This is a genomic window from Carnobacterium sp. TMP28, from assembly GCF_047553015.1.
In the GTDB taxonomy this organism is placed as follows: Bacteria; Bacillota; Bacilli; order Lactobacillales; family Carnobacteriaceae; genus Carnobacterium_A.
In genome coordinates this window covers 593,439-617,200 of record NZ_CP180212.1, presented here as the reverse complement: position 1 = coordinate 617,200, position 23,762 = coordinate 593,439, and the positions used below count along the sequence as shown (strand labels likewise).

The 23,762-nt window shown below is 34.8% G+C and carries 19 protein-coding genes; 2 read left to right on the top strand and 17 right to left on the bottom strand.

Translation table 11 applies throughout. The features are described from left to right. Window positions 1-9: 9 nt before the first annotated feature. The 17 genes from ACMHYH_RS03015 to ACMHYH_RS02935 all read right to left on the bottom strand — a co-directional run bounded on the left by ACMHYH_RS03015 (window position 10) and on the right by ACMHYH_RS02935 (window position 22,278). A complete protein-coding gene (locus ACMHYH_RS03015; protein ID WP_414839895.1) occupies window positions 10-816 on the bottom strand; it encodes a TIGR00282 family metallophosphoesterase in 807 nt (268 codons plus the stop codon). 175 nt (window positions 817-991) lie between these two features. Then, a complete protein-coding gene (rny, locus tag ACMHYH_RS03010; RefSeq protein WP_414839894.1) occupies window positions 992-2,551 on the bottom strand; it encodes a ribonuclease Y in 1,560 nt (519 codons plus the stop codon). Window positions 2,552-2,855: 304 nt separating this feature from the next. Further along, window positions 2,856-3,935: a recombinase RecA gene (gene recA / locus ACMHYH_RS03005; protein ID WP_414839893.1), complete on the bottom strand. Its 1,080-nt coding sequence runs from the start codon at window positions 3,933-3,935 to the stop codon at window positions 2,856-2,858. 161 nt (window positions 3,936-4,096) lie between these two features. Next, window positions 4,097-5,362, bottom strand: coding sequence for a competence/damage-inducible protein A (locus ACMHYH_RS03000; protein WP_414839892.1), 1,266 nt, complete (start codon window positions 5,360-5,362; stop codon window positions 4,097-4,099). A 166-nt stretch (window positions 5,363-5,528) separates the two neighbouring features. Beyond that, entirely contained in the window at window positions 5,529-6,110 is a 582-nt protein-coding gene (gene pgsA, locus ACMHYH_RS02995) for a CDP-diacylglycerol--glycerol-3-phosphate 3-phosphatidyltransferase (protein ID WP_414840331.1), read from the bottom strand. 87 nt (window positions 6,111-6,197) lie between these two features. Next, window positions 6,198-7,058 carry a helix-turn-helix domain-containing protein gene (locus ACMHYH_RS02990; RefSeq protein WP_414839891.1) on the bottom strand — a complete coding sequence of 287 codons (861 nt, stop codon included), beginning with the start codon at window positions 7,056-7,058 and terminating at the stop codon, window positions 6,198-6,200. 154 nt (window positions 7,059-7,212) lie between these two features. Continuing rightward, a complete protein-coding gene (ymfI, locus tag ACMHYH_RS02985) occupies window positions 7,213-7,938 on the bottom strand; it encodes an elongation factor P 5-aminopentanone reductase (RefSeq protein WP_414839890.1) in 726 nt (241 codons plus the stop codon). Beyond that, a complete protein-coding gene (gene yfmH / locus ACMHYH_RS02980) occupies window positions 7,935-9,236 on the bottom strand; it encodes an EF-P 5-aminopentanol modification-associated protein YfmH (RefSeq protein WP_414839889.1) in 1,302 nt (433 codons plus the stop codon). Before yfmH ends, ymfI begins: the two co-directional genes overlap by 4 nt. Beyond that, window positions 9,236-10,498, bottom strand: a complete 1,263-nt coding sequence (gene yfmF, locus ACMHYH_RS02975; RefSeq protein WP_414839888.1) for an EF-P 5-aminopentanol modification-associated protein YfmF — start codon at window positions 10,496-10,498, stop codon at window positions 9,236-9,238. The genes yfmH and yfmF overlap by 1 nt, the downstream gene beginning before the upstream one ends. Window positions 10,499-10,622: 124 nt before the next feature. Further along, window positions 10,623-11,582 carry an ABC transporter permease gene (locus ACMHYH_RS02970; RefSeq protein WP_414839887.1) on the bottom strand — a complete coding sequence of 320 codons (960 nt, stop codon included), beginning with the start codon at window positions 11,580-11,582 and terminating at the stop codon, window positions 10,623-10,625. A gap of 1 nt (window position 11,583) precedes the next feature. Next, the gene (locus ACMHYH_RS02965; RefSeq protein ID WP_414839886.1) at window positions 11,584-12,648 is read right to left on the bottom strand and encodes an ABC transporter permease; all 1,065 of its coding nucleotides are present in this window, start codon (window positions 12,646-12,648) and stop codon (window positions 11,584-11,586) included. After that, complete coding sequence (locus tag ACMHYH_RS02960) at window positions 12,641-14,188, bottom strand: ABC transporter ATP-binding protein (RefSeq protein WP_414840330.1); 1,548 nt, start codon at window positions 14,186-14,188, stop codon at window positions 12,641-12,643. Before ACMHYH_RS02960 ends, ACMHYH_RS02965 begins: the two co-directional genes overlap by 8 nt. Before the next feature lie 242 nt (window positions 14,189-14,430). After that, the gene (locus tag ACMHYH_RS02955) at window positions 14,431-15,492 is read right to left on the bottom strand and encodes a BMP family lipoprotein (RefSeq protein WP_414839885.1); all 1,062 of its coding nucleotides are present in this window, start codon (window positions 15,490-15,492) and stop codon (window positions 14,431-14,433) included. 205 nt (window positions 15,493-15,697) lie between these two features. Further along, entirely contained in the window at window positions 15,698-18,016 is a 2,319-nt protein-coding gene (locus ACMHYH_RS02950; protein ID WP_414839884.1) for a DNA translocase FtsK, read from the bottom strand. A gap of 232 nt (window positions 18,017-18,248) precedes the next feature. Then, entirely contained in the window at window positions 18,249-19,658 is a 1,410-nt protein-coding gene (locus ACMHYH_RS02945) for an ISLre2 family transposase (RefSeq protein ID WP_414839883.1), read from the bottom strand. A 200-nt stretch (window positions 19,659-19,858) separates the two neighbouring features. Continuing rightward, complete coding sequence (locus ACMHYH_RS02940) at window positions 19,859-21,937, bottom strand: DNA topoisomerase 3 (RefSeq protein ID WP_414839882.1); 2,079 nt, start codon at window positions 21,935-21,937, stop codon at window positions 19,859-19,861. Between the two features lie 50 nt (window positions 21,938-21,987). Continuing rightward, the gene (locus ACMHYH_RS02935) at window positions 21,988-22,278 is read right to left on the bottom strand and encodes a DUF1033 family protein (protein WP_414839881.1); all 291 of its coding nucleotides are present in this window, start codon (window positions 22,276-22,278) and stop codon (window positions 21,988-21,990) included. A 214-nt stretch (window positions 22,279-22,492) separates the two neighbouring features. Here ACMHYH_RS02935 and ACMHYH_RS02930 point away from each other — a divergent pair, with 214 nt between their 5' ends. Further along, on the top strand, window positions 22,493-22,768 hold the full coding sequence (locus ACMHYH_RS02930; RefSeq protein WP_414839880.1) for an acylphosphatase: 276 nt from the start codon (window positions 22,493-22,495) through the stop codon (window positions 22,766-22,768). 71 nt (window positions 22,769-22,839) lie between these two features. Further along, window positions 22,840-23,760: a membrane protein insertase YidC gene (gene yidC / locus ACMHYH_RS02925; RefSeq protein WP_414839879.1), complete on the top strand. Its 921-nt coding sequence runs from the start codon at window positions 22,840-22,842 to the stop codon at window positions 23,758-23,760. Window positions 23,761-23,762 lie beyond the last annotated feature (2 nt).

Sequence of the window (23,762 nt, the reverse complement as noted above, 5' to 3'; positions counted from 1 at the left end):
TAGGCCCTATTACTTAAAATTATTGCCAAATGGACGATCATCATTTATAACGATATTTTCAATTTTCTTTGCTGCCCCAGTTGTATCATCAATCTCTATAAAGCAACCGGATAATAATTTACGTCCTTCTTTAGGTACCTCAAATCGTGTTGGCATTTGAGTTAAAAAGCGATTAATAACTGCCTCACGTCGCATTCCTAATATCTCGTCATATGGACCAGTCATTCCTACATCGGTCAAGTAAGCTGTACCCGCTGGTAAAATGCGAGCGTCGTTTGTTTGTACATGAGTATGCGTACCGACCACTGCAGAAACTCTGCCATCTAAGTACCATCCCATTGCTTGTTTTTCACTAGTCGTTTCAGCATGAAAATCAACAAAAATCAAAGGGGTCCTTTGACTTGCTTCTTCGACTAACTCATCTGCTTTTCTAAAAGGATCATCTACGTCAGACATAAATACTCGACCAATTAAATTAATGACAGCTAATTCTAATTGGTTGACTTTGATATAAGCAATGCCATTGCCTGGTGTTCCTTCAGGATAATTAGCTGGACGAATCATTTTTTTAGCTTCATTAATAAATTCAAAAATTTCTCGGTTATCCCATGTATGATTTCCCATCGTAACGATATCTACTCCATCTTGAAGAAACCCTTTATAAATTTTTTCGGTAATGCCTCTTCCCGCTGCTGCATTTTCGCCATTTAAAATAGTGACTTGTGGTTTGTATTGTTGTTTTAATTTGTGTAGTTGATCATGAACCATTTCTCGTCCCATTGATCCTACAACATCTCCAATAAATAATAGTCTCATTCTATTGCCTCTTCTCTAGATAATTGCATTAAACCTATTTTAACAATAATTTGTAGTAAAGAAAAGCAACGAAATACTCTCATTGACCCTTTCTTTATTCTTTAATGATAAAAAAGATACGAAACGAATGTGTATTACTCGTTACGTATCTTTTTATTTTATTTTTTGAAGTTAACTATTTTGCGTACTCGACTGCTCGTATTTCACGAATAACCGTTACTTTGATGTGTCCTGGATAATCTAACTCATCCTCAATCATATTTCGAACATCCCGGGCTAAGCTGATCGCTTCTAAATCATCAACCGAATCCGGTTTAACCATAATTCTTATTTCACGTCCTGCTTGAATAGCATAGCTTTGTTCTACACCTTCGAAGCTATTAGAAATACTTGCTAACTTTTCAAGACGGTGGATATAATTTTCAAGTGACTCACTTCTAGCTCCTGGTCTTGCAGCAGATAGAGCATCTGAAGCTGCAACTAAGACAGAAATAACTGAAGTAGCTTCTACGTCCCCGTGATGAGAGGCAATTGCGTTAATCACTGTTTCATTTTCTTTATAACGTATAGCAATTTCTGCACCAATTTCTACATGTGAACCTTCTACTTCGTGGTCTAGTGCCTTACCAATATCATGAAGCAATCCTGCGCGTTTAGCTAACGTTACATCTTCTCCTAATTCAGCAGCAAGCACTCCCGCCAACTTAGCAACTTCAATTGAATGTTGCAAGACATTTTGTCCGTAACTCGTTCTAAAACGCAAACGTCCTAGTATTTTTATGATATCAGGATGAATCGAATGTACTCCAACTTCGAATGTCGCTTGTTCACCAATTTCACGGATTCGTTCGTCCATTTCTTTGCGTGATTTCTCGACCATTTCCTCAATACGAGCAGGATGAATCCTGCCATCTTGAATAAGCTTTTCAAGCGTCATACGAGCAATTTCACGACGAATTGGATCAAATCCACTTAAAATAACTGCTTCTGGTGTATCATCAATAATTAAATCAATCCCAGTCAATGTTTCAAGGGCACGTATATTCCGGCCTTCACGTCCAATAATTCGGCCTTTCATCTCATCATTAGGTAGGGAAACGACAGAAACTGTCGATTCAGAAACCTGATCTGCGGCACTTCTTTGAATCGCTAGAGCAATCAAATCACGCGCACGACGATCGCCTTCTTCTTTTGCTTTCTCTTCAGAATGTTTTACCATAACTGCAAGTTCATGAGACAATTGTTCTTCTGTTTCTTCTATAATAATCTGTTTAGCATCTTCTCGTGAAAGAGCGGCTACGTTTTCTAACTCTATTTCTTGTTGTTCAACTAATTTTCTTGCTTGGTTCTCCAAATCGTCTAGTAATTGTTGCTTTGAACTTAATTTCTCTTCTTTTGCTTCAAGTGTCCGCTCACGTTTTTCTAAGCTATCGTTTTTACGGTCAATATTATCTTCACGCTGCACTAACCGATTTTCTTGTCTTAGAATCTCATTTCTTCTTTCTTTCAGCTCAGTTTCAATTTCAGTTCTATATTTGTAGTTTTCGTCCCTCGCTTCTAACATCGCTTCCTTTTTCATGGTTTCTGCTTCTCTTTGCGCTTCATCCAATATTCCAGTTGCTGTGTTTCTAGCACCAACCAATTCTTTTTCATGTTTCGATTTTCGGATGACATATCCTACAAAAATACCAACAATTAAAGTAACGATAGCGAAGGCTATACTGTTAAAATTCATTCTTCCACCTCCGTATCTTATTTAATTTTTTTTTCCTGTCTATCAATTATTAATTATCTGGTAGTACTCTGTACTTTTCCACCAATAAAACCTATCTATTATCTAAAGATAAAATAAAGGATACCTTAATTTTAATTGTCTACACTAGACATGTCAACTGAATAATAACTTTTAGGGCTGATTACCCTGTTTTTGTCGATAAAACAAGGCAAATATCTTTTTCATACGCTATTTCTATCTCTTTTTTCCTCAAAAAAAAAGCTAAAAGAAGATAAATTCTTTTAGCTTTTAAATAATTAAAAATTTATTTTTCTTCTGTTGAAGTTGGTTTATCTTTTTTTTCTGGAGTTGCGTCAGTTTTCTTTTTTTCAGTTTTTTCTGTTTCTTCTAACGCATCACCTATACCATAGGCTGCACGTACTTTTTTCTCTATTTCGGCTCTTAACTCAGGATGATCTAAGAAATAGCGTTTTGCATTTTCACGTCCTTGCCCAATTCTTTCACCTTCATAAGAATACCAAGCTCCTGCTTTGTCAATGATGTCTTTTTCTGACCCCATATCTACGAGTTCACCAACTTGAGAAATACCTTCTCCATACATAATATCAACTTCTGCTACTCTAAACGGCGGAGCCACTTTATTTTTTACAACTTTTATTTTCGTACGGTTTCCCACAATATCTGTCCCTTGCTTAATTTGTTCTGCACGTCTTACTTCTAAACGAATAGTTGCATAAAATTTAAGAGCACGACCACCCGGTGTTATTTCAGGATTACCAAACATAACTCCTACTTTTTCACGAATCTGATTGATGAACAAAGCGATTGTTTTTGTTTTATTAATTGAACCGGATAATTTACGAAGAGCTTGAGACATCAAGCGAGCTTGTAAACCAACATGGCTGTCTCCCATTTCGCCTTCGATTTCTGCACGAGGAACTAATGCCGCTACTGAATCAATAACAACAATATCTACAGCTCCACTCGAAACTAATGCATCGGCGATTTCTAAGCCTTGTTCGCCTGTGTCAGGTTGTGATAAAAGCAACTCATCAATGTCTACTCCCAATGCTGCTGCATATTTAGGATCCAATGCATTTTCAGCATCGATAAACGCAGCTATTCCGCCTTGTTTTTGAACTTCTGCCACTGCATGCAATGCAACGGTTGTTTTACCTGAACTTTCTGGTCCATATACTTCTATAATTCTTCCTCTTGGAAAGCCACCTACCCCAAGTGCTACATCTAGTGCCAATGAACCACTTGGAATAGTTGAAATACGAGTATCAACTTTTTCTCCTAACTTCATGACTGAGCCTTTACCAAAATTTTTCTCAATTTTTTTCAATGCTAATTCTAACGCTTGCTTACGATCTTCTGCCATTTTATATCCCCCTAGACTATCTGCTTAATGCTTTTTTTTTATCTAATTAGTTTTTATTTTTATCCGTATCACACCATCTATCATACTTTCTTTTTTCATAAAATGCAAGAAAAAAGCGAACAAACATTCGGTATGTTTTCACTATTCTCTTTCAAACACATTTAATAAATTTTTTCGCTGATTTGCTTGTTTAATAGATCTCTATAGATTAAATACAATCCTGATAAAACTGAAAGTTCTCTATTTTTGTTTCTATCGCCTTCAAAATGAAAACATTTTGCATACGTTTCTTTATTTTTTACTGCTATACCTATCCAGACTGTACCTGGTTTTTTATTTTCTAGTTCTAATGGACCAGCTACACCTGTAAATGAAATTCCTATATCCGATTGAAATATTTTTTTAGTATTTTCAGCCATTTCAATCGCACACTGACTACTAACAACACCAAATTGATCTATCGTTTTAGAGTCAATACTAAGCTGTTCTTTTTTTATCCGGTTACTATAAGTAACTAGTCCACCTTCAAAAAATTCAGAGGCGCCAGATATACTTGTTAGCATACTTTGAAAAGTCCCACCTGTTAGGCTTTCAGCTGCTGACAGTGTTAACTTTTTCTCTTTTATTAATTCACTAACGACTTTGACTAAACTCGTGTCGTCACCATAGCCATATATATAGTCCCCAACACGTTCTCTTATCATCGCTTCTAGATTATCGAGTTTCCCTTTACAATCCGTATCGGAGCTTCCATTTGCTGTCAAACGCAAGCTGACTTCGTATTTACCAGTATAAGAAGCAAGTGTTGGATTTACTTGGTTTTCAATTAAATCATCAAGCAACGTAACCAGACGCGACTCACCGATTCCGTAAAAGCGTAAAACTCTTGACATCAAAACGGTATCTTTTGATAGTTGTTTTAATAATAACGGTTTTGCTTCTTGTTCAAACATCTTTTCTAATTCATGTGGAGGACCTGGTAGTAGTAGATAAAATTGATTTTCTAAGTTTAAAAACATTCCTACTGCCAGCCCATTGTTATTTTTTAAAACAATGGACTCTTCTATTACTAAGGCTTGAAGCTGATTATTTTCTGACATTGGGTGTTTTCTTTGTTCATGAAATAAGTGTATTTTTTCTAATGCTGCTTTATCCATTACTAATTTTTTACCCAGATGATCTGCTATTACCTGCTTGGTTAAATCATCTTTAGTTGGGCCTAAACCACCAGTTAAAATAACTAAATCACTTCTTTTTTCAGCACGTTCTATTTCCTCTTTTAATCTTTTAGGATTATCTCCTACAACAGACTGGTGATAGACTTCAATCCCTAGTGTCGCTAATTCTTTAGACAAAAAAGTTGCATTTGTATTGACTACCTGTCCTAATAATAATTCTGTTCCAACTGCAATTATTTCAGCATTCATTAAATTCTCCTCACTCCTAGTTAATATACGCTTCTTACTTGTATTTTTTTTATATCAACTAGTATTCAATCATTTAATTTAGTTGTTGTTCAATCGTACCTAAAAATAGACTGGAACAAATTGTCCCAGCCTACCTTATTTATAGACTATTTTTAAGTAAACTAAGTTACATTGATCCTTTAAAAACACTCTTATTTTTTATAAAATAATCCATTCCTGAATAAATAGTAAAGAACAAACAAATATATAACATACTATCAGCCATAGGAATCCCTAACCCTTCAAAAGGTAAGTTATCTACTAACAATAGTATGATAGCAATCATTTGAGTCATCGTCTTGATTTTACCTGGCCATGCTGCAGCTAAAACTGTCCCACCTTGTTCAACTAGTAATAAGCGCAATCCCGTTACAGCTAGTTCTCTACAAACAATAATCGCTACAATCCATGAAGCTGCTAGGCCTTGCTCAACTAAAATAATTAAAGCAGTCATAACCAACATCTTATCAGCTAATGGGTCAGCAAATTTACCGAAATTAGTCACCAAACCTCTTGAGCGAGCAATTTTACCATCAAGCCAGTCTGTTATACTAGCAACTGCAAAGATAATCGCTGCTACCAGTTGTGTTAGTTGAATCGTTGATCCCCACAATTGGAAAACGCCCCAGTTTAAAGGAGCTAAAGCAATGACAACAAAAATAGGGATCATAAAAATACGGATAACCGTCAGTTTATTTGGTAAGTTCAAACTATCGCCTTCTTTCTTTATCATTAAATTTAAGACAACAAGAAAATCCTATAAAAAAGATTTCTTATTGTCTTGTTAACGTACTTTTTATTTATTAATTTTAAATTCAATCCGCTGTGTAATTGAACCAGCAGCTTCAGGAGCATATTCAACGATTGTGTCATTTAACTTAACAGATGTAACAGCTACATTTCCTATTACTAAGTTAATTTGTTTAGCATTTTCTGGAATAACAGCCTTCAGCGCATTCCCACTAGTTAATAGAGCTTGATCAATCATCACACCATCAATCTCTATACTCACCCAACTATCTCCACCTTCAGAAAGTAAGTTAACTTCACTTTTCTCAGGTATTCCTGATACCGTATAGGCTGTTTGAGAACCAGTAGATGACACAATAGCGACTGTTTGTTTTACTTTTTCTTTTTCAGCAATAGAAGATGCTAATTCTTCTGGTTCTTCATTCTCCGTTGAACTTAACTCTGAACTTGAGATGACTACTGTTTCTGAACTTTTTGTAATCATATCTTCTTTAGCGGTTTGATTCGTTTTAATAAACGCAAGATAAATAGACGTTATTATTATCACGACAACAACTAAAATGAGTAAAGTAGGCAAATAGCCTCTTATTTTTTCAAATAGATTGTTTCCTGATTTATTGCCCGATCGTGTCTGATTTGCAGACGCTTGTTCTACATATTCAGTGTCATGTGTGTGGGGAACACTATCCGTATAATCAGCTAACAACTGATCTCCATCAAGTCCAACCATATCAGCATATTGCTTAATGAAAGCTCGTGCATAAAATTTACCTGGCATTACATCGTAGTTATTTTCTTCAATTGCGATTAGGTAACGTTTTTGTATTTTCGTCATTTGTTGTAAATCATCTAACGTATAGCCTTTAGATTTTCTGGCTTCTTTTAGTTTTTCGCCGATTTCATTCATTCTATTTTCACCTACCAGTTCTCTTGTCTAGAGAGCATAAAAAGCTCATAACACTTTTCATTATAACACAACAAAAGTTTGAGAAACATCTCTTTTTAGTAATAGTCAAGAATAATTTTACTTTTATTCCTTTTTATTTCTATGACCTCATTTTTTATCTCAGCCATCCACCACTAACCACAATAGATTGACCTGTTAGATAGGCACTTCTAGGATTTAATAACTGATGAACCCAGAAACTAATCTCTGAAATACGACCCATCCGTCCAACTGGAATGTCTTCTCTAAGTTCGGCTAGTTCCGTTACACTAAAATCTGCATTCATTTTTGTTTCAATCGCACCAGGAGAGATTGCATTAACCGTTATCCCTTGGCTAGCTACTTCTTTGCTATAAGCTTTTACAAAAGCCAGTTGAGCCCCTTTTGTTGTACTATAAATAACTTCCATCGAACTACCTGATTCGCCATAAATAGAACTGATAAAAATAACTCTACCTGAACCAGAATAAGCTAATTTTGTTTGGAGTTTTTGCAACAATAATAATGGTGTTTTGACATGAACTGCCCACATATCATCCATTGTTTTAGACGTCACATCTGTTAGTAGCTGAAAAGTTGTAAAACCACTTGAAAAAATGACTGCATCCAGTTGGAAAATATTCCCAACAAATGCCTCAATTCCTAATTCATCTGTCATATCCAATTTAATTCCATAAAAATCTTGTTTAGGAAAAGACAATTGGTATATTTCAAGCTGTCTTTCAATACTCTTATCATCTGTGTGGTAATGCAAATATAAAGACCAACCACTTTCAGCTAATTCTTGTGCAATTCCCGCCCCAATATCACCACTGGCTCCCATAATTAGAGCTGATTTCATGCCTTTTCGTCTCCTTTAGGCAAGATATAAAAGACACTCATGTGGCTTTCTTGCATAAATTCTTCAGCTAGTTGTTTTATTTGATTTAATGTGATGGATTCAATAATTGGAACTAAGTCAAATAAGGTCGTTTCTCCATAATGTTGTTGGCTATATTGATTGGCAATGTACTCTAAAGAATTAAGAGATTGTAAAACTTGACCAATCATTCTTTTTTTAACTAGGATTAAGTGTTCTCGATTTAATTCTGGACTCATTTTTGCAGTTAATAAGATTTCTTTTATAACTGTACTAAACGTTTCTGGATCTTTAGTATCTCCTGCAATATCAGCAAAATAAAAAGTGCGTTCTAGGCTAAAACCATGCGAAAAACTGTCATCAATAACACCTGAATCATACAGCCTCAAATAATTATCGGAGGTTGGTCCTATTAATAAAGCTAACAGTAGATCCATCGTTGTTTTATAAACCAAGGCCTCTTCTCCTTCTGGAACTTGGCCAACACCTTTGATACCTATAATACTTTTTGGTCTTTTAACAGTCATTTTTATTGAATCAAAAGGGATAATATCGGTTATTTTTTCCTCAGGGAAGTAACGTTCAATTTCAGTTACTTCAGAAAAACTTTTTTTAGCTTGATTCAATTTAATTAATGCCATCATTTCTTCTGGATTCATTTTACCTACAACAAACAGATTCATATTACTTGGATGATAGAAGGTGTGATAACTTTCATATAATGATTCAGCCGTTATATCCATAATGCTATCAACAGTTCCTGCAATATCAATATGCAAAGGATGTTTAGGATAAAGATTCCCCAATAGTCCAAAAAATAAACGCCAATCTGGTTCATCTTCATACATTTGGATTTCTTGAGCAATAATACCTTTTTCTTTATCAACTGTTTCTTTTGTAAAATAGGGTTCTTGTACAAAATTTAATAATGTTTCGATATTTTCTTTGACGTTAGTTGTACTCGAAAACAAGTAACTAGTCTGTGTAAAACTTGTAAAGGCGTTAGCAGAAGCACCCTGTTTTCCAAATACATTAAAAACATCTCCATCTTTTTTTTCAAACATCTTGTGCTCTAAAAAATGCGCAATACCATCTGGAACGCGAACCAATTCATCGCCCTCACGAGGCACAAATTGGTTATCTATTGAACCATATTTAGTGGTAAACAATCCGTATGTTTTATGAAACTCATTTTTAGGTAATAAAGTAACAGATAAGCCATTTGATAATGTTTCCGTATAAATTGTTTCATTTAATTGTTCATAGTGTTTTTCATCCATTACTTAACCTCCTCAGATAGAAAAAATGTCGCCTTTAAATGAACTGAATTAGCTATCTCTACAATTTCTTCTTTTGTTACTTTTTCAATATTCTCCATCCATTCTTCTATACTCATAATGGAATTTTTAGCTAATTGATTTGAATAAGTGCGTTCAATTACTGCACTTGAATTATCTTCAGATTGAAGCAATTGATTTTTTAGCATCTGTTTTGTTTGGTGAATATCTTCCTCAGTAAAATTACCATTCTGCATTTCTTTTAATTGAAGTGTCACGATGTCCTTTACTTGTCCCATTTTTTTACTATCAATTCCCGTTTGGACAATCATCATTCCTCTAAAATTATCTAATGAACTAGAGGCATAATAAGCAAGACTTTCTTTTTCTCTAACATTTACAAATAATTTTGAGTGTGGGAATCCACCAAATAATCCATTAAATAGTTGACCAGCATAATAATTATCTTGAAGATAACCGATAGGAGTGGTGTATCCTAAATTAAACTTTGCTTGTTTAATTTCTTGTTGTTCTGTTTTTATTTTTACTTTTTTAACACTTGATGGTGTGTAAAAAAGCTCTTCTTTTTTTAATTTTCTTGGTTCAAAAGAAAATTCTCTAAATTGCTTTATTAGTTGGACTTCATCGACATCACCTAACACATAGATATCAACTTGATCTTCTTGAATCATTTTTTTATAATAATGGTACATTGTTTCTTCAGTGATTTCCTCTAAGTCTTCTTTAGTCCCAATGCTAGGAATTTTTTGATCATCTTCTTCAAAAAATAGTTTTTGCAATTCTAAATTGGCATATGTTTGTTTATCATCTGCAATTGAATCGTAATAATCCACTAAATTTTCTTTTTCACGAATAAAAGTGGCTTGGTTAAAACGCTCATCAGTAACGTTTGGTCTAAAAATAATTTCTTTCAAAAAATCAATTGATTTTGCTACTATTGAATCGCTCATTGTTAAATAGTTTTCATTCACAACATTTAACGACAACGTCAAGACGTGAAAAGCTCCTTTTTTAGTTACAGAACTCCCAAAACTTGCACCAAATAAATTAGATAATTCACTTCTTAAGGCTGTTTGCGTTGGATATTTTTCACTGTTTGTTTCAAGTAGACTAGATAATAATGCTCTTTTTGTTATTGTTTTTTTATCCAAAGGAGCACGAAACTTTATTACTATTCTGACTGTTTTATATTTTTCAGTTGGTATGATGTGAAGGTTAACTCCTTCAGTTAATTGGATTGACATTATTTTCCCCCTTATGCATATATAGACTCTTTTCTTTATCATAGTTTAAAATAAGTAAAAAGTGAAGTACTCTTAACTAACAAAAAAACAATTAGAAGATACTCTTCTAATTGTTTTTTTAATCTTATTTTGATTTGATATACGTTTTACCGTTTGCTGCAGGTCCTTCAGACTTCCCAATAACGCCTACTAATACAATAATTGTTATTAGGTAAGGGGCAACTTGTAGCCAAACACTTGGTACATCTTGAATAATTGGAATATAATTTCCAATTACACTTAGACTTTGAGCAAATCCAAAGAATATTGCAGCACCCATAGCACCTAGTGGATTCCATTTACCAAAAATCATTGCTGCCATAGCAATAAACCCTTGTCCAGCAATAGTTGAAGCTGAGAAATTCAAAGAGATAGCTTGAGCTTGAATTGCTCCACCCATACCACCTAATAAACCAGATAAAAGAACACCAGCATATTTTGTCATATAAACATTAATTCCTAATGTATCGGCTGCTTGAGGATGTTCTCCAACAGCTCTTAATCTCAATCCGAAACGAGTTTTGAAAAGAACAAACCAACAAAGAACAGCAATAGCTATTCCTACGAATGCAGGAGCCGACGTGCCTCTAAAGAAAATAGGCCCTAAGACAGGTATTTTTTCTAATAAAGGTATATTTGCTTTACCAAAATTTTCTGAAATGATATCTGTTTGTCCACGTCCATCATACAAAACACGTGTTAAAAATACGGCCAAAGCTGGAGCCATTAAGTTAATAACTGTTCCAGAAATAATATGATCAGCTCTTAAGTTTATTGTAGCAACCGCGTGGATAAGTGAAAATAAAATACCAATTAATCCACCAACAATTACACCAACCCAAGGTGTCCAGTTACCTAATTGTGATGCGAATGTTAAGTTAAAAACTACTGAACCAAAAGCACCCATTACCATAATTCCTTCAAGCCCAACGTTAACTATCCCGCTTCGTTCTGAAAACGTACCACCTAATGCTGTCAAAATTAGAGGAGCTGAGTAAACTAATGCTGAAGAAAAAACAAGTTGCAACACATTAATAATATCCATCTTATTTTACTCCTCCTTTATTTAATTTAGCACGCTTATCGACAACCATACGGATTAAATAGTTAGCACCGACGAAGAAGATAATAGAAGCAATAACAATATCAACAACTTCTGTGGGTACGTCTGCTACTAAAGGCATGCTGTTTCCACCAATTTTCAAAGCACCAAATAATAAAGCTGAGAATAAGATACCTACTGGATTACCTAGTCCTAGTAACGCAACAGCAATACCGTCAAATCCAATTGATGGTATTCCTCCTTGAACGAAGATATTTTGAAAAGTTCCCATACCTTCCATAGCCCCACCTAAACCTGCTAGTGAACCACTAATTAGCATAGAAATAATAATATTTCGTTTTGTACTCATTCCTGCATATTTAGATGCAAATGGATTTAAACCAACTGCTCGTATCTCGAAACCTGCTGTTGTCTTTTTCATAAATACCCAAACAACGACAGCCATAATTAACGCTAAAAAGATTCCTCCATGTAACGTAGAATTACTTGTTAAATCAGATAACCATGCCCAACGGAGACTTGCTCCTTCAGGGATGCGAGCTGTTGTATCAGATGATTCAGATAAAACATTTCTAATTAAATAATTTGCTGTATACAAGGCTGTATAATTCAGCATAATCGTTACAATAACTTCACTTGTATTAAAGTAGGCTCTTAAGAAACCTGCAATACCTGCCCATAAAGCACCAGCTAAAGCACCAACAATTAAACTTATAAATAATAAAATAATACCTGGTATTTCAGGGAATGATAATGCAAACCAGACTGAAAACAACCACCCAAGTAAAGCCTGTCCAGCAACACCGATATTAAAGAAACCAGCGGTATAAGCTACTGAAAATCCAAGTGCCGTAAAAATTAAAGGTGTTGCTTGTCTTAATGTTTCTCCAATATAAAATGAACTGCCAAATGCACCTTGTACCATGGCTTTATAGCCAGCAACTGGATTATAACCAAAAACCAACATAATTAATGCTCCTAGTAGTAATCCCAAAATAACTGAGAATACTGGAACTAATATATTATCCAATTTACTTTTATTATTCAACGTGAGTCGGCTCCTTTCCCAGTTCTTTTTCGACGGCAGCTCTGGCTTTTTCAAGAGATGAACCTGCCATTAATAAACCTAATTCTTGTTGAGTTGTTTCTTTTGGCTCAACAATAGCAACGATATTCCCTTCGTACATTACAGCAATACGATCTGAAACATTTAATATTTCATCTAACTCAAAACTCATTAACAAAACGGCTTTTCCATTGTCTCGTTGTTCAATCAAGCGTTTATGAATATATTCTATCGCTCCAACATCTAGTCCTCGCGTAGGTTGAGCCGCAATTAACAATGATGGATTACGGTCAATCTCTCTAGCAATAATAGCTTTTTGCTGATTTCCACCAGATAGAGCACTTGCTGGAACCGTTTCACTTTGAGTACGAACGTCAAACTCTTCAATTAATTTCTTAGCATACTCTTTAATTTCTTTAGGATTTAAAAAACCTTTATTGCTTAGCGGTTTTTTATAATAGGTTTGGATAGCAATATTTTCTTCTAGACTCATTGGTAAAATCAAACCATATTTATGGCGATCTTCAGGGATATGTCCCAAACCATTCTCAGTAATATTACGTGGTGTATTATTTTGAATTTCTTTTCCATTCAACTTAATTTTTCCACTTTCTGTTTTAGTTAGTCCGGTAATCGCTTGGATTAACTCACTTTGACCATTCCCATCGATTCCAGCAATGCCCAATATTTCTCCAGCTCTTACTTCAAGACTTAGCGATTTTACAGCTTCTAAACCTCGGCCTTCTTTAACGACAATATTTTCGACTGAAAGTACAACTTCTTTAGGATACGCTTCCTTCTTTTCAGTTTTGAATGAAACTGAACGGCCAACCATCATATCTGCTAATTCTTGTTGTGAAGTCGTCGATACATTAACAGTATCAATACTTTTACCACGACGAATAACCGTACACCGATCTGCAACTTCTTTTATTTCATCTAATTTATGCGTAATCAAAATAATTGACTTACCTTCGTTAGTTAGTGCTTTCATAATTTGCATCAATTCATTAATTTCTTGAGGTGTTAATACGGCTGTAGGCTCGTCAAATATTAGAATTTCTGCACCACGATAGAGCGTTTTTAATATTTCCACACGTTGTTCCATTCCAACTGAGATACTCTCTATTTTTGATGCTGGATTTACTAGCAAACCATACTTTTCTGATAATTCTTTAATGGATTGTTGAGCTGTCTTTTGATCTAGTATACCAGCTTTATTCGGTTCACTACCTAAAATAATATTCTCAGTAACCGTGAACTTTTTGACTAACATAAAATGCTGATGAACCATACCAATCCCTAACTTGTTAGCCATTCCAGGAGAATTGATGGTTACTTCTTTTCCATCAATCAAAATCTTTCCTGAAGTTGGCTCTAATAATCCTGATAAAATATTCATCAGAGTAGATTTTCCAGCTCCATTTTCACCTAATAAAGCATGGATTTCTCCTTTTTTAAGTTGTAAATTAATATTATCATTGGCTTTAAAGGTACCAAATTCTTTTGTTATACCTTTCATTTCGATAACGAAATTCGTTTCTGACACGATGGACTCACTCCTTTTAAACTACTTAAATTCATAATCCATTATACGTTATTTCTTATTCATGAGCTACATTGATTTTTTCAATTGTAACACTATTAACTAGTTTAAACCCTAAAAGTCATCTTTACTTCATAATGGATAAGAGATGAAAAGGCCGGAATAAACATCCGGCCTTTCTCTTGCATGAATTAATTTAACTTATACAGTAGTCATTTTTATGGTTTTTGAGGAACTTCAATTTCGCCGTCAATAACTTTTTGCTTGTATTCGGCTACTTTTTCTTTTACTTCATCTGTTAGGTTGCCGTCTGTTAAATCAACGCCACCTTCTGCTAAACCATAGTTTACAACTTCACCACCAGCAAAGTTACCAGCTAATGCTTCGTTTGAAATATCTTTAACTGCAGCGCCTACGCCTTTAAGTGTAGAAGCTAATGTCAAGTTACCTGTATCAAATTTACCTTCATCATTTTGATCACGGTCAACACCGATTACCCATAATTTTTTAGAATCATCAGCATTCATTAAATCTTTTGCTTCTGAGAATACACCGTTACCTGAATCTCCTGCTGCTTGATAAATAATGTCAATGCCGCTGCTATACATAGCTGCTGCTAGTTGTTTTCCACGAGCTGCATCACCGAAAGAACCTACGTATTCAACTTTTACATCTATTTCTGGCTTAATTTCTTTAACTCCAGCAACAAAACCTGCTTCAAAGCGTGAAATAACATCACTTTCTTGTCCACCAATAAAACCAATTTGTCCTGATTCAGTTGATTCAGCTGCTGCTACTCCTGCTAAAAATGCTGCTTCGTGATCTTTAAATAATACAGACGCAACGTTTGGTGATTCAATCATATCATCAATAATAACAAAGTGTTGGTCTTCATTTTGTCCTGAAACGTCAGTCATTGCTTCTTTTAATTTGTACCCGATTCCAAATACTAAATCAAATTTGGCTTGTACTGCACTATTTAAATTCGTCACGAATTCTGAATCTTCGTTTGATTGTAAGTATTTAAAACCTTCAGTTCCTTCTTCTTTATTGTTTTCTTCGCCCCACTCTTGCATACCTTCCCATGCAGATTGGTTGAATGACTTATCGTCTACTCCACCAACATCTGTTACCATCACTACTGAGAACTTATCATCACTTGTAGATGACTTTGTTGCAGAATCAGAAGATGTATCTGAATCACTTGATCCACATGCTGCTAATGTCGCTCCTGAAATTAATCCTAAAGCTAAAAGACTCATAAGATTGCGTTTTTTCATTAAAAAAACCCCCAACATTTTTTTAGCACAAATGAACTACATTCACTTGCCCTTATTAGTTATGATACCACCTTTAAATAATAAAATAAACAATTAAACGATGAATGTAACCGTTTTGCACAAAAAACGTTCACATTTTAATGCTATTCTAATCTTAGCCTTTTAGAAAGAGTTTTAAACACACTTTTCTTTATTAAAAAATCATTTATCTATTGTTAGATTTTTCTTCAGTGGGTTCTCCCGGAACTTCTGTAACATTAACTTTTCTTGGCTTACTTCCTTCAGATGGTCCAACGATACCACGCATTTCCATTTCATCAATTAATCGTGCAGCACGATTATACCCAATTCTAAAACGTCTCTGTAATAACGAGATACTAGCCGTTTGCATATCTATTATCATCTGAACAGCGTCGGTATAATACTCGTCTTGGGCTTCTCCAGTACTTGTTTCAGGTTCATCAACAGGCATCATTTCTTCTATATAATTTGCTCCCTGTTGTTTGGTGACATAGCTAACAACTCGTTCTACTTCTTCATCGGATATGTATGCTCCTTGAACACGAACTGGCTTGTTTTCCCCCATAGGTAAATACAGCATATCTCCTCTTCCAAGTAGTTTTTCTGCCCCACTGCTATCAATAATCGTTCGTGAATCCGTTCCACTAGATACAGCAAAAGCAATTCTTGAAGGAACGTTTGCTTTTATAATTCCTGTAATAACATCAACACTTGGTCTTTGTGTTGCTAAAATCATATGAATTCCAGCAGCTCTAGCCATTTGAGCAAGTCTAATAATAGCATCTTCTACTTCATTACTAGCAACCATCATCAAATCAGCTAACTCGTCTACTACAACTACAATAAAGGGTAAAGTAGGATGACCTTCTCCGTTTTCTAAATTCTTTTCTAGAATAAAATGATTGTAGCCTGTAATATTTCGCTGAGCACTAGCAGCAAATAATTCGTAGCGTTGTTCCATCTCAGAAACAACTTTTTGTAGCGCTTGTGCAGCTTTTTTAGGATTCGTAACAACTGGTGTTAATAAATGCGGAATACCATTGTATACATTTAATTCGACCATTTTAGGATCAATCATCATTAATTTCACTTCATTTGGCTTAGCTCTCATTAACAAGCTAGTTATGATGCCATTAATACAAACTGATTTTCCACTACCGGTTGATCCCGCTACTAATAGATGAGGCATTTTAGTTAAATCAGCCATTGTAACGTTACCAGATATATCTCTGCCTAAAGGAACTTCTAGTAATTTGTCACTATTTTTTACTTGTCCTTCAATAACATTTCTAAAAGCCACAAGACTTACTTCACTATTTGGAACTTCAATTCCAATAAATGGTTTCCCTGGAATAGGAGCTTCCATTCTTATATCCTTAGCAGCTAGCGCTAACGCAATATCATCACTAAGACTCACGATTCTACTTACCTTGACTCCTACTGCAGGTTGAATTTCGTATTTTGTCACAGCTGGTCCAAGATTTGCTTTTGTGACTTTAGCCTCTACTCCAAAACTTTTAAATGTTTCTTCAAGTTTTTTTACATTTTTTTGAATCAAAGCATATTCATTGGTCTGATCCTTTTTTTTCACTTCATCTAATAAGCTAGTTGGCGGCAACTGATAATCAACATTCTCAGATTCTGGTTTTATTTCAAATTTTAAAGCTTGATCATTATCAGCTTGCTCTTTCAAATTAACCTTATTTTGTGTTTGTACTTTCTCTTCTTGATTTTGATAATTGTTAATCTTTAAAGAATCGGCTTGATTCGATAAAGCCGTCTTATTTTTTTTATCGTACTTTTGTTTTTTATCAGAATCATTCACTTTTTTATCTATTGAATCATTTTGATCTTTTTCGTTAAGATGCTTCTTCTTTTTCCTCAGATTCTGCCACCAATCAGTAACAAATAGTCTAATTTTTTTAAACCCTGTCTGTAAGTAACCAATTCCTTTTTGTACATATGTTCGTACACTTTTCATGAATTGTTTAAAGGATAAATCAAAAATTAAGAAAACACTAACAAACCACAATAAAGCAATAAGCAAATAGGTTCCTACTTGTGAAAACAAAAAATAACTACTAGTGTAGAGTATCCCACCAAATATTCCACCGCCCAAAGATTGAGAAATTTCATTTTTAGCCATATCTGTTATAAAAAAGCGTAAAGAAGCAGAAATAACATTGACACTCGTATCCATAATTGGAGCAAATAATTGAGCATGCAGCAATAGCAATAGACTTGCATATGCTATTGTCATTCCAATTATTCTTTTATTTTTAAATGGAGGCTCTACCCCTTTTAACACTAAATAACCGCCATATACCCCTACCAATAAAGCTGCAAATGTAAAAGTATTGCCTACAAAAAATCGAAATAAATTCGCACTCAGTACGCCAATGAAGCCTAATTGCGAAGCGGCAAGTAAACTCAGTAAAATAAATATAATGCCTATAATTTCAATGGAGAACGTATTTTTATTTTTTTTCTTCTTCGTTGCCACAGTAAATAAACCTCCTTTGACACTTCTTTTTCATTATACACAAAATAAATAAAAAGTGGAATCTGCCTTTTAACAAAGTTTGTGTCAAGTTTTTCTCGGTCGTCCTATTACTAGGCTAGTTTGGCGTTCTATTTTTGTACACCTATCTGCTACCGCACGGCTTTGCCGTTTGCTGGCCCATCTGTTTGGAGAACGTTCCAAAAAAATGGAACCTTCCCCAAACAGACAGGAATTATCGAAAACTTTTAATTAACTGCCCCATTGCTGAAGAATGAGGGGCATAAAACGGAATCGTCCCTTTCTTTGCCCCAACTGACTGACGCGTCTTTTGATGCATTAAAGACGATACACGAACGGTTTGTTTCACCTTACGTTGTTGTCTTGTACTTCTAGTTTGCTGGTGAAGATAAGCTTCACGTAACGTTTGATTTAAGATCCCTTGTTTCACTTTTACCATGGCTTCACAACCGACTTCGCTCCAATGCATTCCACGTTTTTTCATCCGATAAGAAATATGGCGTTGATTCGATTCCATTGCGCCTAAACCTCTGGCATCCTTCGGTACTTGTTCTACTTTTTCTCGCCAATCAAAAATCCGATCCCAATTTCTTAAAAGATAAGTTCGAAAACTAGTCAGTTTTTCTACTGCCTGTGTTTCTTCTAAGGTACTTTCATAAGTGTCCAACCAGATCGTTAGGGCCTCTAAATCATGTTTTTTAAGCGCTTGATGAATGTTCTGTTTAAAGAGATTACTTTGTACACCAAAAGCACGGTTCAGGCCTTGAAAGATGTGATAAGCGTCTAATTGATTCAACACGGGATAATTCGACTGCGAAAAAGTTTCTTGGAATTTATCTGCGGTATAGCCTAGTCCACCATCGCTATTGGTAATGATTTGAGCGTGTTGTAACGCGTAATGAGTCGCTGTAAAAGCCTGTACTTCTGCCCAAAAACCAGCCGTCTTTTTAGTCGTCATAATGGCTTTAGGCTCCTTCAAGGAGACTCTCTTTCCATTTTTCTGCCAGCCTTCATAAACAATTGCATGATGAACCTCTAAACTTTTTTTCTTTGTTGTCCCACGGACAAATACACCATCTGCTTCGGCATAGAAATAATCGACTTTTTTTCCTTCTGGTAACGCTGCTGACTCTTCTAGCTCGATCACCATTTCTTCGTCTTCATGCGCTTGTGCTTCTCCCACTCGTTTAAGGAGGCTGCCTACTGTTTGATGGCTCATCGTTACTGCTGTCCACTCTTTCAGTGTTTCAGCGGTGTCCCGATAGGTACACTTACTGGCTAACTCTGCTACTTTGACTTCTACGAGTGGACTGTGACGTTGGTATTTTCGAATCCCCAACCACTCATCTAATGGATAATGATTTTGATTCTCTTGATCTGCCATTAAAGTACGACGGTAACGGACAAATCCAAAAATAAATTGGACTGTTTTCCAATCTTCTCGCTTTACTTTCCATCCTTCTTGTTGCTTTTGTTCCTTAATCGTTTGGTTTATGTGTATAAATATATCTCCTAATAATTCCGTAAATACTTCATACATATAAAGCTGAATAGATTCTTCTGTAGCAATTAAATCACTTGATTCCTTTATTATTTTGTATAATTTTGATATAATGTTATCCATAAGAAGGCCTCTTCCATTTATGTATTTGCCGCGTAAGCATACATTTATGATAGAACGCCTTCTTTATTTTTGCTAGTAAAAAGATAATATCCTCTCGAGAACTATTTTACACGTACTTTAACAAAAAAAGCTTATGTTGCAAAGGCTTAAAATCTTTCTAATACAAACAGAAAAATTTTTATGACCCGCAACATAATGCTTTATTTTACTTGTTTCTCCATTGCAGCTTTCAGTGCTAATGCCAAAGGACTTTCTACTTCTTCGGCTTCTTTATTTACTTTTTGCATTAACCGTTTTGTTTCATGTTTGGTTATTTTTTTATTTTTTGTATGATCCATTTTTTCAGAAACATTGCAGTATTTACATTTAAAGAATTTTCCGGACTTACCTTCATGAATTTCCATTTTACGATGACATTGTGCACATCTTTTATTAGAAATTTTTGGTTCTTTAAAACGTCTATATGAACAACTTGTTTTACTACAAACCAGCATTTTGCCCTCTCGACCACTTCTTTCTTTCAACAATTCGCCACACTCTGGGCAAGTTTTAGTTGTCAAAGAATAGTCTTTATAAGACTGCTCACTCATTTTTATTTCTTTAATCAATTTTTTTGTTTCTATTTTTATTTGTTTCAAAAAAACATCTTTTTTTAATTTTCCAGTAGCTATTTGCTCTAACGACTTTTCCCATTCGCTCGTTAATTCAGGTGTAACTAGCGCTGGATTCACTAACGTTAGCAATTGCTGTCCTTTGGGTGAGACAGATAGCTTTGTGGCTTTACGTTCCATCAATTCACTACTTATCAATTTCTCAATAATCTCAGCTCTTGTTGCTGGTGTTCCTAAGCTGTGCTTTTCCATTGCTTGGAGCAGCGAAGACTCCGTCAATCGAATTGGCGCTTTAGTTTGTTCTTTTTTCACCTTGAAGATTGGATTTTCTATTTGCTCCCCTTGTTTAAACTGTCTTTTTTCTTTTATTGGTTCTGATTTACGCCACCCATTTTCTAAAACAACTTCTTGTTTTAATTTAAAAGTAGTATCTGCTGTAGTAAACAAATAAGTTGTTTGAGCTACTTTATAAGCAGGTAAAAATAATCCAATGAATCGCTCTACAATCATCCGGAAAACACGTATTTCATCTTGGTCCATTTTTTCAATACGGACTCTTTCTTCTGTTGGAATAATTCCGTGATGATCCGTAACTTTATTGTCATCAAAAATGGCTGTTTGAGTGACTTTCGAACCTTTTTTTATTATATTTTTCACTTCTTCATTAGCAAATCCATGAACAGCTTGTAACCGGTCCTTTAGTGTTTCCTTCATATCTATAGTTAGGTACTTAGAATCTGTTCTTGGGTATGAAACAACTTTATGTCGTTCATATAACGTTTGCATAACACTTAACGTTTTTTTAGCAGAAAATTGGTAACGTTGATTAGCTTCCCTCTGTAACTCAGTTAAATCGTAAGGCAAAGGAGGAAGATGAACTTGTATTTTTTCTTTTACTTCTTTTACTAAAACAGATTTTTTCGTTAAGTGTTTGACTATTTTTTCAGCTTCATTTACATTTTTTATTCTTTCTGGAGCACCACTAGTTAGTGTTGCAGTTTGGCCATCCATCACCAATTGAATCGTATAAAATGTTTCTGCTACAAAATCTTCTATTTTAGCTTCTTGTTTTCTAACCATTGCTAAAGTAGGAGTTTGGACCCTTCCTGCTGACAAGCTATCTTCATATTTAACAGTTAGTGCTCTCGTCACATTTAAACCCACGAGCCAATCTGCTTCAGAACGGGCAACTGCTGCATCATATAAATCATCATACTTCTTACTAGGCTGCAGCTGTTTAAAGCCATTTTTAATAGCTTGATCTGTTTGCGATGAAATCCATAACCGCTGTACCGGTTTTTTGAATTTAACGTATTCTAAAATCCATCTAGCTACCAATTCGCCTTCCCGTCCAGCATCCGTTGCAATAACAGCCTGATTGACATCTTTTCTTTGAGAAAGTTGTTTAATCATTTTTAATTGAGCCGCTGTATTCTTTAGTGGTTTGATTTGCATCTCTTCTGGAATCAATGGAAGACTCTCCATATTCCACGTTGCCCATTCTGTTTTATAGTCTTCAGGCATCTTAAGTCCCAACAAATGCCCTAATGCCCATGTAACGATAACGTCTTGACCTTCCATATAACTTTTATTTTTATTAGTAGCTCCCAAAACTCGAGCGATTTCTTTTCCTACACTTGGTTTTTCAGCAATAATTAAGGTCTTCATATCCAACCCTTTCTTTTTTCTGTTTTTTTAGTCTTAGTTAGGTTCGTTTCTTACTCCATCACTTTGTGTTCTTTTAACAGCATGATACTATGAAATAACTGTATATCGTCTTCACATTCAGGACAATACCTATTTTGGTCATCATCCCAAAAAGCTGTTAGATAATTTTTTTTAGTCTTGCAACTAGGATAGTTATTATAGAGCAAATCATATTTTTTCTGATAATCAATCAAAGCCTCATCAAATGTTTCGAAGGTTTTGATTTGGCTTATTTGTTCTTTCCAATCATCAAAAAACCACCAAGGCTCATATTCTCCTTGTAATTCTATTACTTGAAACATTTTTCTCACCTCAATTGTATTATTTTATACTCGAGTTAATTATATCATATGTCTCTTTGAATAGTTGACGGATTACCTTTTGACTTATAAAATGATAAAGGTAGGTAGTGTTTTAAAGGAGGGAATTAAAATGATAAACCTTTTTCAAAAGTTAAAAGGAAAGAGCTCACCCATTCCTCATACAAAAAAAGTGAAAAGTATAGGAGGTTTAGTCATGAAAAAAGTAAGAATGACTGCAGTAGGACGTGTACAAGGAGTAGGATTTCGTTTTATGACAAAGATGGTTGCTGATCAAATTAGAGTTTTTGGTTCCGTAAAAAATCAAGCAGATGGAAGTGTCTATATAGAAGCAAATGGTGACCCTGTTAAAATAGATAAATTCATAGAAAAAATAAAAAAATCTCCTTCTCCAAGCGGAAAAGTAGATCATCTAGAAATAACAGAAGATTCTTCCTTACCCGAAAGAATTAAATTTTCTATAACTAATTGAAATCGATTCATATATCCTGTATAGTTGGATTTGTTATCGATAAAAACATTTAAAATGAAGGATAGTGAGCAATGAAAAAATTAAATAACTACCTCTTGACCGGATCGCTTTTAAGTGTGATGCTTTTTCTTTCTGGTTGTATGAGTACAGACAAACAAGGTAACCCTGAAGGCTTCATCTACGAATTTTTAGTGGTTCCTACACAAAATCTTATTCTTTGGTTAGCTGACACGTTCAATGGCAGTTACGGTTTTGCAATCATCATCATCACCTTAATTGTTCGAGTCGTAATTTTGCCTTTAAACTTGAGCCAATCAAGAAAGTCTTTAGCTCAACAAGAAAGAACTGCTGTGATCAAGCCAGAACTAGATGTTATCCAAGCTAAACAAAAAGCTGCAACAACAAGTGAAGAAAAAGCTATTGCTCAACAAGAACTAATGAGTCTCTATAAAGACAACAATATGAGCATGTTAGGCGGCATTGGTTGTCTACCTTTACTTATTCAGATGCCTATCTTTACGGCTATGTTTCAGGCTATCCGCTTATCTGGACCAATTGCTGCTAGCACATTCTTAGGTATCAACTTAGGTACAAGAAATATACCGTTGGCTATTGGTGCTGGCTTAATTTATCTTGTTCAAGCCTACGTTTCAATGATTGGTATCTCCCCTGAACAAAAGAAACAAATGAAAACAATGATGTATATGAATCCAATTATGATTTTAATGTTCACCATTTCTTCGCCTGCTGGATTAGGTTTGTACTGGTTAGTTGGTGGATTCTTTGGAGTATTCCAAACAATTCTTACGAACTTTTACTATAAACCTAGAATACAAGCTGAGATTGCTGAAGAAATGAAAAATAGACCTAAAAAAGAACGAATTATCAAACAAGCTGAGCCGATTCAAGAACAGCCAAAAGAATTGACGAGCGGAAAAGTTCGTACTGATTATTCTTCAGGGCGCAATGCCGGCAAACAACAGCGAAAATAAAA

What these genes read in the sequence shown, in the direction of transcription:
- ACMHYH_RS03015 (WP_414839895.1), bottom strand. Translation starts at nt 816, where the DNA reads ATGAGACTATTATTTATTGGAGATGTTGTAGGATCAATGGGACGAGAA.
- rny (WP_414839894.1), bottom strand. Translation starts at nt 2,551, where the DNA reads ATGAATTTTAACAGTATAGCCTTCGCTATCGTTACTTTAATTGTTGGT.
- recA (WP_414839893.1), bottom strand. Translation starts at nt 3,935, where the DNA reads ATGGCAGAAGATCGTAAGCAAGCGTTAGAATTAGCATTGAAAAAAATT.
- ACMHYH_RS03000 (WP_414839892.1), bottom strand. Translation starts at nt 5,362, where the DNA reads ATGAATGCTGAAATAATTGCAGTTGGAACAGAATTATTATTAGGACAG.
- ACMHYH_RS02990 (WP_414839891.1), bottom strand. Translation starts at nt 7,058, where the DNA reads ATGAATGAAATCGGCGAAAAACTAAAAGAAGCCAGAAAATCTAAAGGC.
- ymfI (WP_414839890.1), bottom strand. Translation starts at nt 7,938, where the DNA reads ATGAAATCAGCTCTAATTATGGGAGCCAGTGGTGATATTGGGGCGGGA.
- yfmH (WP_414839889.1), bottom strand. Translation starts at nt 9,236, where the DNA reads ATGGATGAAAAACACTATGAACAATTAAATGAAACAATTTATACGGAA.
- yfmF (WP_414839888.1), bottom strand. Translation starts at nt 10,498, where the DNA reads ATGTCAATCCAATTAACTGAAGGAGTTAACCTTCACATCATACCAACT.
- ACMHYH_RS02970 (WP_414839887.1), bottom strand. Translation starts at nt 11,582, where the DNA reads ATGGATATTATTAATGTGTTGCAACTTGTTTTTTCTTCAGCATTAGTT.
- ACMHYH_RS02960 (WP_414840330.1), bottom strand. Translation starts at nt 14,188, where the DNA reads ATGAAAGGTATAACAAAAGAATTTGGTACCTTTAAAGCCAATGATAAT.
- ACMHYH_RS02955 (WP_414839885.1), bottom strand. Translation starts at nt 15,492, where the DNA reads ATGAAAAAACGCAATCTTATGAGTCTTTTAGCTTTAGGATTAATTTCA.
- ACMHYH_RS02945 (WP_414839883.1), bottom strand. Translation starts at nt 19,658, where the DNA reads ATGGATAACATTATATCAAAATTATACAAAATAATAAAGGAATCAAGT.
- ACMHYH_RS02940 (WP_414839882.1), bottom strand. Translation starts at nt 21,937, where the DNA reads ATGAAGACCTTAATTATTGCTGAAAAACCAAGTGTAGGAAAAGAAATC.
- ACMHYH_RS02935 (WP_414839881.1), bottom strand. Translation starts at nt 22,278, where the DNA reads ATGTTTCAAGTAATAGAATTACAAGGAGAATATGAGCCTTGGTGGTTT.
- ACMHYH_RS02930 (WP_414839880.1), top strand. Translation starts at nt 22,493, where the DNA reads ATGAAAAAAGTAAGAATGACTGCAGTAGGACGTGTACAAGGAGTAGGA.
- yidC (WP_414839879.1), top strand. Translation starts at nt 22,840, where the DNA reads ATGAAAAAATTAAATAACTACCTCTTGACCGGATCGCTTTTAAGTGTG.